Raw genomic sequence first — 13,627 nt, forward strand, 5'->3', positions numbered from 1 at the left:
AGCGCCAGCCGCGTGATCAAGCGTCACTTCTTCCTCATCATCGCCGGCGCCGTTCTGGGCCTGATGATCGTCGCCGTCGTGCTGCGCATGGCCTTTGCCGAGGAAGAAAAGGGCGGCGGTCGCGGTCCGGGCGGGGGCGGCCGGGGGCAGGCCGTGTCCCAGGCGGTCGCCGCGCCGCGCGAGTTCAGCGACCAGATCCGGGTCCTGGGCGTCGCCCGCGGCCGCCGGTCCGTCAACATTACCTCCTCGACCAGCGAACTGGTCACCCGCGTCCTGTTCACGGACGGCCAGCGGGTCGCCGCGGGGGCCCCGCTGGTCCAGTTGCAGGCGCGCGAGGAAGACGCCGCCATCGCCCAGGCCCGCGCCCAGGTGGCCCGCGCCCAGACCATGTACGAGCGTTACAGGACGCTGAACGAGCAGGGCTTCGCCTCCGCCGCCATGCTCGAGCAGTATGAAACCGAGCTCGAGACGGCCCGCGCCGTGCTGGCGGCTTCGCAGGCCCGCGCCGGCGACCGCATCATCCGCGCGCCCTTCGCGGGCGTCCTCGGCCTGAGCACCGTTACGGCGGGCACCCTGGTCAACCCCGGCGCGGTCATCGCCACCCTGGACGACATCGACGTCGTGCGCGTCGATTTCCCGATCCCGGAGCGCTACCTCTCGGTCTTGCGCCCCGGCGTGCCGATCGCCGCCACCATCGACGCCTATGGCGACGAGGTCTTCAACGGGCGCATCGCCCTGATCGACACCCGGGTGAACGAGGCTAACCGCTCGATCACCGCTCGGGCTGAGATTCCCAATCCCGGCGGTCGCATCCGGCCCGGCATGGCGGTGCGCGTCGCCGTCCAGCAGGGCCAGCGCAGCAGCATCGCGGTGCCGGAAGCGGCCATCCAGTATGAAGGCGAGGGGGCTTTCGTTTACCGCATCGCCAACGGCGAGCGCGGCTCGATCGCCCAGCGGGTCGAGGTCGAGGCGGGCGCCGTCGAAGGCGGCTATGTCGAGATTCTGAGTGGTCTGAACAACGGCGACCGCGTCGTCGGGTCGGGCCTGAACCGCATCCAGCCCAACGCCCCGGTTACGGTCGGCGGCGGTCAGGGCGGTCAACGCCGGCAGGGCGCCGCCCAATGATGCTCTCCGACGTGTCCGTCCGCCGCCCGGTCATGGCGGCGGTGGCGGCGATCGTGCTGTGCGTGATCGGCGCGGCCGCCTTCCTCTTCCTGCCGGTGCGCGAGCTGCCCGACGTCGATCCTCCGATCGTTTCGGTCAACACCAGCTACGCCGGGGCCTCGGCCGAGGTCATTGAAAGCCGGATCACCGAGCCGATCGAGCAGCAGATCGCCGGCATCCAGGGCGTCGAACGGATCAACTCGACCAGCCGTGACGGCCGCTCCAGCGTCAGCATCGAGTTCTCGCTGGACCGCAATATCGATGACGCCGCCAACGACGTGCGCGACCGGGTGTCCCGCGTGGTCGGCCGCCTGCCGGATCAGGCCGATCCGCCGGAAGTGGCCAAGGCGGACAGCGACAGCCAGCCGATCATCATCCTGTTCCTGCGCTCCAGCAGCCTGAACCGTCTGGAGCTGACCGACTACGCCGATCGCTACCTGATCGACCGGCTGGCCACCGTGCCGGGCGCGGCCCAGGTCCAGATTTACGGCGAGCAGCGCTACTCCATGCGCATCTGGCTCGAGCCAGCGGCGCTGGCGGCGCGCGGGCTGACGGTCACCGATGTCGAGACCGCCCTGACGTCCCAGAACGTCGAACTGCCGGCCGGCGCGCTGGAGTCGGGCGAGAAGAACTACACCGTCCGCGTGGCCCGCACCTACGCCCGGGCCGAGGACTTCCGTCAGCTGCCGATCGGCACCCGCGGATCGGCCTCGAACGCGGCGGCGTCCAATAACACCAGCGGCCAGGCCTCCAACGCCGGCGCCCTGCCCAGCGGCGCGACCGGCGCCATCCAGGGGCAGGCCGGCTATGTGACCCGTCTGGGCGACATCGCCCGGGTCGAGGAAGCGCCGGAAGAGGATCGCCGTCTGTTCCGCGGCAACGGACTGGACCAGATCGGTCTGGCCGTCACCCGTCAGGCCCAGTCGAATGATCTGGAAATCTCGGACGGCGTGAACCGGATGATCGAGGAGATCCGCCCCAGCCTGCCCGAGGGCACGGAACTGGTGGTCGGTTCGGACAACTCGGTCTTCACCAGCCACGCCATCGACGAGGTGTGGATCACCATCGGCATCTCCATGGCGCTGGTCGCTTTGGTCAACTTCATCTTCCTGGGCAGCCTGCGGGCCGCCCTGATCCCCTCGATCGTGGCCCCCATCTGCCTGCTGGCGACCTTCATCGTCCTGGCGCCGCTGGGCTTCTCGCTGAACCTGCTGACCCTGCTGGCCCTCGTGCTGGCCATCGGTCTGGTGGTCGATGACGCCATCGTGGTGACCGAGAACATCCAGCGCCGCCTTGACCACGGCGAGCCGCCGCTGGTCGCCGCCGAACGCGGCGCGCGTCAGGTCTTCTTCGCCGTCGTGGCCACGACCGTCGTCCTGCTGGCGGTGTTTGCGCCGCTGCTGTTCCTGCCGGGCTACGTCGGCCGTCTGTTCGTCGAGCTGGCGGCGGCCATCGCCGCGGCCGTGGCCTTCTCGGCCTTCCTCGCGCTCAGCCTGTCGCCAATGCTGGCCTCCAAGATCCTGCGTCCGGCCCAGACCGGCGGCTGGCTGGCCCGGCGCGTCGACTGGGCGATGGATCGGCTGAAGAGCTCGTACGGCAACTCCCTGCAGGCCCTTCTGGGCGCGCGGATCGCCCTGCTGGGGGTGATCGGGGTCGTCATTCTGGTCGCCGCGGGCGGCGCGGCCATGTTCATGAGCCTGCCCAACGAACTGGTGCCGCCGGAAGACCGGGGCCGTGTCGTGGTGCGGGTCCAGGGCCCCGAGGGCGCGGGCTTCGACTACACCCGCCGCATCATGCTGGGGCTCGAGCCCATCCTCGCCGAATACAAGGACGGCGGGGAGGTCGAAAGCTATCTGATCTCCGCCCCGGGCTTCGGCGGCGGCAGCTACAACTCGGGCAACGCCACCCTGACGCTGAAGGACTGGTCCGAGCGGACCCGGTCGGCGGACGAGATCGCCCAGGACCTGAACCGCAAGCTGCGGGGGCAGACGGACGCCCAGGTCAACGCCTCGACCCCCGGCGCCTTCCAGCGCGGGGGCGGCAACTCCAACTCGATCGAGATGGTCGTCACCGGATCCGAGTACGACGAGATCTACAGCTGGCTGCAGCCGGTTCTGGCCGCGTCGCTGCAGAACCCGGGGTTCTCGCGCCCGCGCCTGAACTATGAGCCGAACTCGCCGCGTCTGCTGGTGGATGTCGATCCCGAGAAGGCGGCCGTTCTGGGCGTGTCCTCGCAGGCCATCGGCCGGACGCTGGAGACGATGTTCGGGTCGCGGCGCGCGACCACCTATCTGAAGGGCGGGCAGGAATACGACGTCATCCTGCAGACCGAACGCGACAACCGGCGCACCGTCAGTGATCTGGAGGCGCTCTACGTCAACACGGGCTCGGGCCAGCTGGTGCCGCTGTCGTCGGTGGTCACCACCCAGACCTCGGGGGACACGCCGGATCGCCGGCGCCTCGATCGCCAGCGGGCCATCACCCTCTCGGCCGATCTGAACCCCGGCTACACCATCACCGACGCCGTCGACTTCCTGAACGGCGTGGCGGCCGAGCAGCCCCAGGGCGTGGTCACGCCCCAGTGGGGCGGCGCGGCGCGGGATCAGCAGGAGGCGGGCGGCGCGGTCCTGGCCGCCTTCGGCCTGGCCCTGCTGCTGGTCTTCCTGGTGCTGGCGGCCCAGTTCGAAAGCTGGATCACCCCGGCGGTGATCATGCTGACGGTGCCTCTGGCGGCCGCCGGCGGCCTGTTCGGACTGGTGATGTCGGGCTCCAGCCTGAACATCTATTCTCAGATCGGTCTGATCATCCTGATCGGGGTGGCGGCCAAGAACGGCATCCTGATCGTCGAGTTCGCCAACCAGCTGCGCGATCAGGGCCGGTCGATCCGCGAGGCCATCATCGAGTCGTCGACCCTGCGTCTGCGCCCGATCATCATGACCTCCATCGCCACCGCCTTCGGCGCCCTGCCGCTGATGCTGTGGCAAGGGGCCGGCGCGGGCAGCCGTCAGACGATCGGCGTGGTCATCTTCTCGGGGGCCATGTTCGCCACCATCCTGACCCTGTTCGTGGTGCCGGTGATTTACGGCGTGCTGGCGCGCTTCACCAAGTCGCCGGAATACACCGCCCGCAAGATCGAGGAATGGGAGGCCGAAGAGCTGGCCGCCAACGCCAGACCGGCGACGACGGAGTAGGCCGACCTTGCCGCGTCGGCCGGGAACGCCATCTCAGGCTGACGACTGCGGGGGAGAAGCGATGTTCGACCTTGACGCCTTCATGGCGGAGCGCGTGCCCTGGCGGTATGCGCGGCTCTACTACAAGGCCAGGGGCGCGCTGGTTCGGGCCTCGCGCCGCCTGCGCTACCGGCGCGTCCCGCCCGGCGGATGGGGCGAAGGCTGGCGCGTGCTCATCTTCCGCTGCAAACGCCGGGGTGAACCGGCCCGGCGGCTGCATGTCCTTGCGCCGGTGCGCGGCGACGCGTTCGACTGGGACCGCCTGAAGCCACTGGTGAACGGGCAGGTCCGCCCCTCCGTGGAGCACCCGCCGGGCGTTCTGGTCGGCGAGATGCGGTGGGCGGGCAACCATATCGGCGTGGCGACCGACGCGTTCGGCACGCAGAGACTGCCGATGGACCGGCTGGTCCCGGGGGCGTTCCGCGGCGGCGTCGATGTCGGCCTGGTCCTGCTGGATGTGCGCGACGCGCCCGTCCGGTTCGAGCCGCCGGATGCATGACCGGCCGTCGGGGCGTTGTCTCCGGTCGTGTCGAACGTCTGCCAGGGGGGGCGGACGTCGAGCGGAGGTCCAAACCTACGGGCAGCTAGCGGTGTTCCAACTACATCCAACCAGTAGCAGGACCAGCAATCCCGGACCGATGAGGGCCGCTGGGGCAGGCAGGAGTGTGAGCCATGCTCTGTGCGCCTTCCGTTCAAACGCAACGAGCACGAGGATGAGCCAGCCTAAAAGTAGTCCGCCGCCCAACTGGATTCCTAAATCAGCCTGGAAGGGACGTATGTGGAACAGATAGCAGAGCTCAACAGCGGCAGCCGCTATTCCGACGACGAGTGCGGCGAACACCCAATGGCTGCCGGAGCGATGAAAAATCACCAGGTTCATTCGAGTTCAGCCTAGCCGCTCGCATTGCTCGGCACCAGCGGTCAGCAACGTCCGCAACGGGTCGAGAGCGGACGCCGCCATTAGCGGATCAGGGCTGGCTCGCGGGATTTTGACGACGGGCTTCGGCGTAGAGGTCGCGGTGTGTTTGAACGAATGTGTCGCCGTGCCACCTTGGCAAGAGGCGAAGCCGCGTCCCGTTAGCCGTGATCCAGTTGTCGAGACAACGATCTGCGTCTTCAGCTGGCACATCGTCCAAGAAAAGACTTGCTGGTCCAACTGGGGCATTAGGCGGCAAGGTTTCTTGCCGCAGTTCAATCCGAAGTCGGCGAAAGCCACACGTATGGGCTTGATGGATGACCTCGGTGACACCCTCGACTGGACCCGCGGCAATCGGAAGCTGTGGACCGGACGCTTGCGCCCACGCGGCGCCTGTCGTTAGCAGCCCACATGCGGAAACATATAAAGCGAGCCCAATCCTCATCCGGTCAGGTTGATCTTTTTCAGCAATGTCCGCAACGGGTGGGGAGCGGACTACCGAACTCGACGTACAGTGAACCTGCCCACGCCACCGTAGGTGATCTCACAGTCACCCAGCGTCGTGATGCGATCGACCCATGTGCGAGCGCATATGCTTCTGAACTCCGCCATCTGTGTGGGCGTCACGGAGTACGTCTTGTCCGCCTCCATGACCTCCATGCTCACGAAATCCTCGACGTAATGAGCTCTGGCCAGCTGTACGGATTCACCCGGCGGAACAGCTATCCACGCTGACCATTCGGCGTGATCCTCATGGCGCCAGCGGAATTGGATGGGGGCGTTCGCACGATCCACGACAGTTGTCGGCCATGCATCGCAGGCGGCCAAGCCCAGCCACATCGGGATCAAGATGCTGACGAAGCTGATCTTTGAACGAACGGCGGTGGACATTCCCCCAGAGTGCAGGCCCCTGATCACCAACGCAACATCCGCAACGGGTCGCGAGCAGCCCGTCCCCGGGCCGTTGCAAGCCCACATCGCCTCGGGGCGCGGCGCGATCGGCGCGGGGACGGGAGGGGAGCATCTCTCCCTGATCCTTGCGTGAGCTGAAGGCGGCGTGGAGGCGACTATGGCGCTGTCGCCGGGGCCGCCGCAGGCGCTTCGGTGTCGGTCGCGGCGGCGGGGGGCGCATATCCCGTCTCGACCTTCAGCCAGGCGATGACGTCGCGGCGGTCCGTCGGATCGGACAGGCCGGCGAAGCTCATCTTGGTGCCCTTCAGGAAGGTGTGCGGGTTCTCCAGCCAGTGGTCCAGATGCTCGGCGTCCCAGGCGAAGCCTGCCGACTTCACCGCGTTGGAATAGTTGTAGCCCTCCAGGCCGCCCGCCTGACGCCCGAAGACGCCGTACAGGTTCGGCCCGGTCAGGTTGGGGCCGCCCTCCGTAACGGTGTGGCAGGCGCGGCAGCGGGCGAAGACCCGGCGGCCGTTCTCCAGATCGCCCTGGTCATAGGGGGCGGGCAGGGCGGCCAGCAGGACCGCCTTCTGCGCATCCGTCAGCGCGGGCCGGGGCGGGGGTGTGGGGGCGGAAGGCGCGGCGCCGTCGCCGCAGGCGGACAGGCTCGCGAGCATCGTGACGGCGAGCGTGGAGACGAGAAACTGGCGGCGCATGGGGGGCTCCTGGATCGCCGCCAGTGATACCGCAACCGCGACCATCGGCAACGGCCTGCGACGCTTCATCCGACTGGACGTCAGGGGATCGCACCTGATAATCACTGTCAGGAATGGCGCGGTCCTTCCTCGCGCCGAGGCCTATACGAGTTTCATGTCCGACACCCTCAAACTGAGCGAGGCCCGCAGGGGCGCCCGCGGCGTCATCATCAAGGTCGGCGAGCATTGCCATCATCAGGATGACGCCCTCGAGCTGGAGCGCCGCCTTCTGGAGCTGGGCTTTGTCGAGGGCGCGCGGGTGGAGCTGCTGCACGAGGGGCTGTTCGGTCGCGATCCCATCGCCATGAAGGTCGATGACATGCGCGTCGCCCTGCGCCGACGGGAGGCCGCCAGCCTGATCGTGCAACTGGACGCCGCCTGATGGATGTTGCGCTGAAGGCCGCCCGCGTCGCTCTGGTCGGCAACCCCAACAGCGGCAAGACCGCCCTGTTCAACGCCCTGACCGGCGCCCATCAGAAGGTGGCCAACTACGCCGGCGTCACCGTCGAACGGAAGGAGGGCTTCATCCGCTCCGCCGCGGGCCGCACGATCTCGGTCCTCGACCTGCCGGGCACCTATTCGCTGCGCGCCCGCAGCCCGGATGAGGAAGTCACCCGCGACGCCGTGCTGGGTCGGCTGGCGGGCGAGACGCCGCCGGACGTCATCGTCGCCGTGGCCGACGCCACCAACCTGCGTCTGGTCCTGCGCCTGATCCTTGAGCTCAAGGCCATCGGTCGTCCGATGGTGCTGGCGCTCAACATGTACGACATCGCCCAGCGTCAGGGCCTGCGCATCGACCTGGACGGCCTGCGCGCCGAGCTGGGCGTGCCGATCATCACCACGGTGGCGACCCGCCGTCGCGGCGTCGATGACCTGGTCTCCGAGGTCGAGGCGGTGCTGGCGGCCAATGCGGGTCTGGGCGACAGCGCCTGGGTGGCGCCCGATACCGAGGCCCTGCGCGGCAAGGCGCGCGAGGCCGAACGCCTGATGAAGGCCTACGTCCTGCCACCCGAGCGGCCGGACACCCTGACGGGCAAGATCGACAGCGTCCTGCTGCACCCGGTGGCGGGCCTGCTCATTCTCGGGGCCATTCTGTTTGTGATGTTCCAGGCGGTCTTCGCCTGGGCCGCCCCGGCCATGGACGGCATCGAGGCCGGCATCGGCTGGCTGGGGCAGGGCGTGGCCGCCCTGATCCCGGACGAGGGGCTGTGGGGGCTGGTGCAGAGCCTCCTGGTCGACGGCCTGATCGGCGGCGTGGCCAGCGTGCTGGTCTTCCTGCCGCAGATCCTCATCATCTTCGCCTTCATCATCGCGCTGGAGGACTTCGGCTACATGTCCCGCGCGGCCTTCCTGATGGACCGCATCATGGGCGGGGCGGGGCTGCACGGTCGCGCCTTCATTCCCCTGCTCAGCAGTTTCGCCTGCGCCATTCCGGGCATCATGGCGACGCGGGTGATCGACAACCGCCGCGACCGTCTGACCACCATCCTGGTCGCGCCGCTGATGACCTGTTCGGCGCGGATTCCGGTCTATGTGCTGATCATCGCCGCCTTCATCCCGAACGAGACCGTCTGGGGCTTCGTCAACCTGCAGGGTCTGGTCATGTTCGGCCTGTACGCCGCCGGCATCTTCAGCGCCCTGACCGTGTCCTTCGTCATCCGCAAGATTTTCTGGCGGGGGTCGACCGAGCCCTTCATGATGGAGCTTCCGGCCTACAAGATGCCGGACCTGAAGAACGTTCTGTTCAATCTGTGGCTCCGGGCGAAGATTTTCATCAACCGCGCCGCCCGGATCATCCTGCCGCTGATGGTTGCCGTGTGGTTCCTGTCGACCTTCCCCTATCCGCCGGAAGGCGCGACGGGGCCGGCCATCGACTACTCCTTCGCCGGCATGATCGGGCAGGCCCTGGAGCCGCTGTTCGCCCCGATCGGCTTCAACTGGCAGATGGTCGTGGCCCTCGTCCCCGGCATGGCCGCGCGCGAGGTGGCCGTGGCGGCCCTGGGCACCGTCTATTCGGTCGCCGACGCCGAGAATGCGACGGGTGCGATGGCCGGCGTGCTGGCCGCCAACTGGTCGCTGGCGACGGGTCTGGCCTTCCTGGCCTGGTACATTTTCGCGCCCCAGTGCCTGCCGACGCTGGGCGTGGTCCGTCGCGAGACGAACTCGCTGAAGTGGACCTGGATCATGATCGTCTACATGTTCGGTCTGGCCTATCTGGCGTCCTTCGTGACCTACCGTGTGGCGGTCGCCCTGGGCGGCGGCTGACGCCGACAGGTTCGCCTTTCGGGATACCGGTGGTTGACAAGGGTGTCCCGAGGGCCGATTCCCCCGGCATCCGGGGGGATAGGCCATGCTTTCGACGATCAAGCCGCTGCTCTGCAGACACGACTACTTCTGGTCGGAGCGACATCGGTCCGAGCGATGCCGGCGCTGCGGCAAGCTGAATGACGCCGCTGAGGCCGGTGCGGATGGGGAAGCCCCCCTGCAGATCCCGTTTCCGGACACCGCCGTACAGTCCGTTCGCCCGCCCGAGCCGGTGATGGGGCCGCCGGTCGACGATGCCTTCCTGAACGTGCCGGTCTATGTGGAGCCCTTGCCCGCGCGCCGGGCGGCTGCCAGCGACAAGGTGCTCAAGGCCCAGGCGCGACAACGCCGCGCGGCTCTTCTCGACATGATCGAACGTCTGGCGGCGGGCCTTGAGCCTTCCCGTGAGGAGGCGCTGGACGCCGTCCTGGCCGTGATCGAGGACGCCCATGCGTCCGAGCCGGTCCTGTTCGGGGAACATGCGGCCGCGCATTTCGCGCGCCTGCATGAGGCCAGGACGAAGCTGGTCTTCTGACGGGACTGGTGCCGGCTGAGGGGATCGAACCCCCGACCTTCGGTTTACAAAACCGGGCGACGTCTTGCGGCAAATGCAGCCGTGGCTTGACCTGAGCTGGGGCCGCGAAACGCCGGTCAGGGACTATTTCGGGACACCGCGCATCTGTTCCGTTTTCGTTCCGGTCGCTATGGGTTTCGGCCCGGTCGGATGGCTTCGACGGGAGCCGACGACGTGCCAGCGACTGTAGCCGACCTCATGGCCAAGGGCGTGAGGGTCTACTGGAAGTGCCAGGAATGCGCCGCGACCGGGCCGGTTGATCTGGAGAGGCTGGCGGCGGTGTGCGGGCCCGACCTCGACCTGACTGATCGGACGCCGCCGTGCAGGGCTCCGGGCTGCACCTATTGGGTCGGCTTCTATGGCCGCGCCGGGATGAGGAACTGGCCACTGCGGACTGAACAGGGGCTCTACCGGATGATGCACCGGCGGACGGCTTGGCTCCAGACGCAGAGAAGCCCCGCCGCAGGAGGACGGAGCGGCGGGGCTTCAGCGGGCGTTGAGCAAAGGGGCGCTCGCCCTATGAACCGGAAGGCCGCCGACGGGTTCCCGGCTTCGACTCCCCATTCTCCCTCTGCCGTGTCAGGCTCACGCGCATGACGCTCACGCCTCGCCCTCAAGAGCCTGAGTTCTCGGACACGCCGACCGATCGAGAGGCGGTCGCCGCCATGCTCAACGCGGCCGGGCGGCCGCACGGGAGCGATCTGGCGGCCATGAACGCGCAATGGGACCAGTTGGCCTTGGCGCTGTTTCATGCCCAGGACGAGGGCTTCGATCACTGGGCCGACGCCGCCCTCGCCGCCGTGGCCACCTCTGACAAGCCGGTCCGACAGCGAATTATCGAGATGATCGGCCATCTACTCAGCTGGAGGGTCGGCGATGTGTAATCTGTACAGCCACCGCGCGGGCCCGGCGGCGATCCGCGACCTGTTCGACGACATCTCCGACGACGTCGGCAATCTCGAGCCCGCGGACTACTACCCCGACTATCCGGCGCCCATCGTGCGCCACGATGGCAACGGCCTGATCCTGACGAAGGCGCGGTGGGGTCTGACGTCGTCACGCAAGGCCATCCTGGACGCGGCAACCAAGCGGGCGGACAAACTGCGGGCCAAGGGCAAGGACGTCGACTTCGATCAGCTGCTGAAGATGGAGCCCGACGGCGGCACCACGAATGTGCGCAACACCTCCAGCAGCCACTGGAAGCCCCTGCTGGGTCCGGCCAACCGCTGCCTGGTCCCGTTCACCGCCTTCAGCGAGCCCGGCCGCGACGCTGAGGGCCGCTATCGCCCGGTCTGGTTCGCCCTGCCGGATCAGCCCGTCGCCTTCTTCGCCGGGTTGTACCACCCCCAATGGTCGGGCGTGCGCAAGATCAAGACGGGATGGGAGACCATCGACCTGTTCGGCTTCCTGACCTGCGAGCCCAACGCCGAGGTCGGCGCTGTCCACCCCAAGGCCATGCCCGTAATCCTGACGACGGCCGAGGAGCGGGACGTCTGGATGCGCGCGCCATGGGATGAAGCGAAGGCGCTGCAACGGCCGCTGCCAGACGGAGCGCTGGAGATCATCGAGCAGCGAAAGCCGGAGACGGCAGAGTGAGCGACGGCGACTCGGCCTATACGCCGCGCCCATGACACCCGATGACCTGAATGACCGCTTGGACGCGATGATCGCCGCTGCTGGCGATGATCCCAACAAGCTGCCCGGTCTGATCACCGTCCAGACTGACGACTGGATCAAAAGCGTATCGGGAGTGAAGGCCACCTGCAAAGCCCTGAACGATGGCCTCCGGCACCGGGATGTGGTGGTTCAGATTTCGAGCGACAATCGGACCGAAGTGCTGGCGCGAGGCGAAGCAAGTGGGCGGGGGCAGCCCTACCGAGACCCGATGCCACGGCCCGAATAGCTGAAAGCCCCGCCGCCCGGTGAGGGGCGACGGGGCTCGGAACGCCTCATCGGGGCGTCTGGATCATGTTGGTGGACTCACCGATATGATGGCCTACCCGGGCAGCAATCGTCGCCACCAGGGACGCTCGACCTGTCGGATGGCCGCCGCGTCCCGGGCCTCGCACCGCCGGATCGTCTCCAGCGCATCGGCCTTGTCCCGGTTGGCGATGTTCAACTGGCCGGTCTGGGCGATCCCGAACAGCTGCCAGTCCATCGCCGGATCGTCCGACGACTGCAGCACCGCAGACGGGACCGGTTCGCCCCAGCGGGAGGCGATCAGCGTCGAACAGCCCTCAGCGGGCGCAAGCACCCGGATTGAGCTGGCACAGCCGGCGGCGGGCAACAGCATCGCGGTCAGCAGCAGGGGCGTGGCGAACTTCATCCTGGGCGTCCTTCACATCGTTGAGGGTGGCGGTGTTGGCGGCGTCGTTGCCGTCGCGCACGGCGCTGGCGTCCTGACCGGCCTTGGTACGGCCGTCGGATAGGGTGGCGGAGGCTTCAGCCTTGGCGGCGGCGTCCCGGACGGGCCGGGTGATGGCGCAGTAGCCCAGCGTCAGGCCCGCGAGGACCAGCAGGGCGACAACCAGCCAGCCGGTCGGAGAGAGCAGGCGGGCCATGGTCACGCCTCGTTCGTCGTCACCGGCACGCCCTTGGGCGTCAGCCGCACCACCTGCACGGACGGCAGGAACGGACCCTTGGGCCAGCGCATCCCGCCGTCGGCCAGCCGGCTCTTGGCGATCCGGGTGATGCTGACGCTGTTGGACTGGTTGCCGCCCAGGACGTGGAAGTGGGTCTCATCCTCGCCGACATACAGGCCGACGTGGCCGCCGCCGTCGCGGGTGAACACCAGGATGCAGCCCGGCCGCGGCCCGACCAGCTCACGGCCCCAGCCGCCGACCCGGCCCCACTGGGCCGCGCGCACCGCGATCGGGGGCGCCGGCAGGTTCGACCGCTTCATCAGCCAGGCCATGAAGGTCCCGCACCACGGCGTCTCATCATCGTTCACCGGGACGCCAAGGACCTTGGCCCCCAGCTCCCGGATCCACCCCATGATGATCGGGCTGTGCTTCGGCCCGACAACCTCGCGCACGCCGATCTGCGCGCGCGCCAGCACCATCCATGACGGCTCCGCCATCTGGACCTCCTTGTTTGTGGTTGATTTTCAGAGACCGCCGGTCTCAGTCTCAGTCCGGGGGGCGGCCTTGTAATCGGCGGTCGCCATCCGGGTGGTCCGCTCCGGTCCTTCACCGGCTCCGGGGCGGGCCGTTCCGGGCGTGTCGTGGCAGGTGGTCAGGCGAACCGGGTTCGTCGCGGGGGAAGGTCAATGCGAAGGAAGGGACCGGACTGGTTCGAGCGGTTTCTGGTCGGCGCGCTCATCGTGGTCGTCGGCTTGCTGACGGTCGCGACCCTGTGGCCGATGCTGACCTGAGCCGTTGGGCGGACTCACCCGCCAGCCGCATAGCTCTGCAGCGCCGTCGTCGCCGCTGCGATCAGGGCATCAACCGCCTCCGATGACCCCTTCGTCAGCAGGGTCGCCAGAATGGGCAGCAGCCACCACCCGACGCGCGGGAACCATTTGCGCAGGAAGGCGCAGAACCGCAGCCACTTGCCGCCGATCTCGCCGATGGTGATCAGGGCCTTCATCGCCTCGCCCTGGTCCTCCGGCCCCGCGCCCGGCGGTCCGAACAGATGGTCCAGATGCTCCGCCAGACGCTTCAGCGCGTCCGCCTGCTGCTGGCCGCAGTCGTTCTCGGGACAGTGCGGCGCTCGCGTCGTCGGAACGACGCGCGGGCGGGCGGGCGAACGGCTCATGGGGCTTCCTGTCTTCGCAGAGATGTCGATGGGGCGT

General features: G+C 68.1%; 14 protein-coding genes. 9 read left to right on the plus strand and 5 right to left on the minus strand.

Annotated features, from left to right (window positions below):
• Nucleotides 1–12 precede the first annotated feature (12 nt).
• The 3 genes from ACLQ7T_RS03775 to ACLQ7T_RS03785 all read left to right on the plus strand — a co-directional run bounded on the left by ACLQ7T_RS03775 (nt 13) and on the right by ACLQ7T_RS03785 (nt 4,893).
• Nucleotides 13–1,125, plus strand: a complete 1,113-nt coding sequence (locus tag ACLQ7T_RS03775) for an efflux RND transporter periplasmic adaptor subunit (protein WP_420478207.1) — start codon at nt 13–15, stop codon at nt 1,123–1,125.
• Complete coding sequence (locus tag ACLQ7T_RS03780) at nt 1,125–4,355, plus strand: efflux RND transporter permease subunit (RefSeq protein ID WP_420478339.1); 3,231 nt, start codon at nt 1,125–1,127, stop codon at nt 4,353–4,355. Before ACLQ7T_RS03775 ends, ACLQ7T_RS03780 begins: the two co-directional genes overlap by 1 nt.
• Before the next feature lie 61 nt (nt 4,356–4,416).
• The gene (locus tag ACLQ7T_RS03785) at nt 4,417–4,893 is read left to right on the plus strand and encodes a hypothetical protein (RefSeq protein WP_420478208.1); all 477 of its coding nucleotides are present in this window, start codon (nt 4,417–4,419) and stop codon (nt 4,891–4,893) included.
• Nucleotides 4,894–6,377: 1,484 nt separating this feature from the next.
• Here the strand turns inward: ACLQ7T_RS03785 and ACLQ7T_RS03790 are convergent.
• On the minus strand, nt 6,378–6,917 hold the full coding sequence (locus tag ACLQ7T_RS03790; protein ID WP_420478209.1) for a c-type cytochrome: 540 nt from the start codon (nt 6,915–6,917) through the stop codon (nt 6,378–6,380).
• Between the two features lie 154 nt (nt 6,918–7,071).
• Between ACLQ7T_RS03790 and ACLQ7T_RS03795 the strand changes: the two genes are divergently transcribed.
• The 6 genes from ACLQ7T_RS03795 to ACLQ7T_RS03820 all read left to right on the plus strand — a co-directional run bounded on the left by ACLQ7T_RS03795 (nt 7,072) and on the right by ACLQ7T_RS03820 (nt 11,737).
• The gene (locus ACLQ7T_RS03795) at nt 7,072–7,338 is read left to right on the plus strand and encodes a FeoA family protein (RefSeq protein WP_420471724.1); all 267 of its coding nucleotides are present in this window, start codon (nt 7,072–7,074) and stop codon (nt 7,336–7,338) included.
• Complete coding sequence (feoB, locus tag ACLQ7T_RS03800) at nt 7,338–9,221, plus strand: ferrous iron transporter B (RefSeq protein ID WP_420478210.1); 1,884 nt, start codon at nt 7,338–7,340, stop codon at nt 9,219–9,221. Before ACLQ7T_RS03795 ends, feoB begins: the two co-directional genes overlap by 1 nt.
• An 85-nt stretch (nt 9,222–9,306) precedes the next feature.
• The gene (locus tag ACLQ7T_RS03805; RefSeq protein ID WP_420478211.1) at nt 9,307–9,795 is read left to right on the plus strand and encodes a hypothetical protein; all 489 of its coding nucleotides are present in this window, start codon (nt 9,307–9,309) and stop codon (nt 9,793–9,795) included.
• A 632-nt stretch (nt 9,796–10,427) separates the two neighbouring features.
• A complete protein-coding gene (locus ACLQ7T_RS03810) occupies nt 10,428–10,718 on the plus strand; it encodes a hypothetical protein (protein ID WP_420478212.1) in 291 nt (96 codons plus the stop codon).
• Nucleotides 10,711–11,430 (plus strand): SOS response-associated peptidase, encoded by a 720-nt coding sequence (locus ACLQ7T_RS03815; protein WP_420478213.1) that lies wholly within the window; start codon nt 10,711–10,713, stop codon nt 11,428–11,430. The genes ACLQ7T_RS03810 and ACLQ7T_RS03815 overlap by 8 nt, the downstream gene beginning before the upstream one ends.
• Before the next feature lie 58 nt (nt 11,431–11,488).
• Nucleotides 11,489–11,737: a hypothetical protein gene (locus ACLQ7T_RS03820; RefSeq protein WP_420478214.1), complete on the plus strand. Its 249-nt coding sequence runs from the start codon at nt 11,489–11,491 to the stop codon at nt 11,735–11,737.
• A 93-nt stretch (nt 11,738–11,830) separates the two neighbouring features.
• Here the strand turns inward: ACLQ7T_RS03820 and ACLQ7T_RS03825 are convergent, their stop codons facing one another.
• The 4 genes from ACLQ7T_RS03825 to ACLQ7T_RS03840 all read right to left on the minus strand — a co-directional run bounded on the left by ACLQ7T_RS03825 (nt 11,831) and on the right by ACLQ7T_RS03840 (nt 13,590).
• Nucleotides 11,831–12,088: a hypothetical protein gene (locus tag ACLQ7T_RS03825; protein WP_420478215.1), complete on the minus strand. Its 258-nt coding sequence runs from the start codon at nt 12,086–12,088 to the stop codon at nt 11,831–11,833.
• Nucleotides 12,072–12,395: a hypothetical protein gene (locus tag ACLQ7T_RS03830; protein WP_420478216.1), complete on the minus strand. Its 324-nt coding sequence runs from the start codon at nt 12,393–12,395 to the stop codon at nt 12,072–12,074. Before ACLQ7T_RS03830 ends, ACLQ7T_RS03825 begins: the two co-directional genes overlap by 17 nt.
• A gap of 2 nt (nt 12,396–12,397) precedes the next feature.
• Nucleotides 12,398–12,913: a TIGR02594 family protein gene (locus tag ACLQ7T_RS03835; protein WP_420478217.1), complete on the minus strand. Its 516-nt coding sequence runs from the start codon at nt 12,911–12,913 to the stop codon at nt 12,398–12,400.
• A 308-nt stretch (nt 12,914–13,221) separates the two neighbouring features.
• Nucleotides 13,222–13,590 (minus strand): hypothetical protein, encoded by a 369-nt coding sequence (locus ACLQ7T_RS03840; protein ID WP_420478218.1) that lies wholly within the window; start codon nt 13,588–13,590, stop codon nt 13,222–13,224.
• Nucleotides 13,591–13,627: the final 37 nt, after the last annotated feature.

This window comes from Brevundimonas sediminis (assembly GCF_048799765.1).
Classification (GTDB): domain Bacteria; phylum Pseudomonadota; class Alphaproteobacteria; order Caulobacterales; family Caulobacteraceae; genus Brevundimonas.

What these genes read in the sequence shown, in the direction of transcription:
- ACLQ7T_RS03780 (WP_420478339.1), top strand. Translation starts at nt 1,125, where the DNA reads ATGCTCTCCGACGTGTCCGTCCGCCGCCCGGTCATGGCGGCGGTGGCG.
- ACLQ7T_RS03785 (WP_420478208.1), top strand. Translation starts at nt 4,417, where the DNA reads ATGTTCGACCTTGACGCCTTCATGGCGGAGCGCGTGCCCTGGCGGTAT.
- ACLQ7T_RS03790 (WP_420478209.1), bottom strand. Translation starts at nt 6,917, where the DNA reads ATGCGCCGCCAGTTTCTCGTCTCCACGCTCGCCGTCACGATGCTCGCG.
- ACLQ7T_RS03795 (WP_420471724.1), top strand. Translation starts at nt 7,072, where the DNA reads ATGTCCGACACCCTCAAACTGAGCGAGGCCCGCAGGGGCGCCCGCGGC.
- feoB (WP_420478210.1), top strand. Translation starts at nt 7,338, where the DNA reads ATGGATGTTGCGCTGAAGGCCGCCCGCGTCGCTCTGGTCGGCAACCCC.
- ACLQ7T_RS03805 (WP_420478211.1), top strand. Translation starts at nt 9,307, where the DNA reads ATGCTTTCGACGATCAAGCCGCTGCTCTGCAGACACGACTACTTCTGG.
- ACLQ7T_RS03810 (WP_420478212.1), top strand. Translation starts at nt 10,428, where the DNA reads ATGACGCTCACGCCTCGCCCTCAAGAGCCTGAGTTCTCGGACACGCCG.
- ACLQ7T_RS03815 (WP_420478213.1), top strand. Translation starts at nt 10,711, where the DNA reads ATGTGTAATCTGTACAGCCACCGCGCGGGCCCGGCGGCGATCCGCGAC.
- ACLQ7T_RS03830 (WP_420478216.1), bottom strand. Translation starts at nt 12,395, where the DNA reads ATGGCCCGCCTGCTCTCTCCGACCGGCTGGCTGGTTGTCGCCCTGCTG.
- ACLQ7T_RS03835 (WP_420478217.1), bottom strand. Translation starts at nt 12,913, where the DNA reads ATGGCGGAGCCGTCATGGATGGTGCTGGCGCGCGCGCAGATCGGCGTG.
- ACLQ7T_RS03840 (WP_420478218.1), bottom strand. Translation starts at nt 13,590, where the DNA reads ATGAGCCGTTCGCCCGCCCGCCCGCGCGTCGTTCCGACGACGCGAGCG.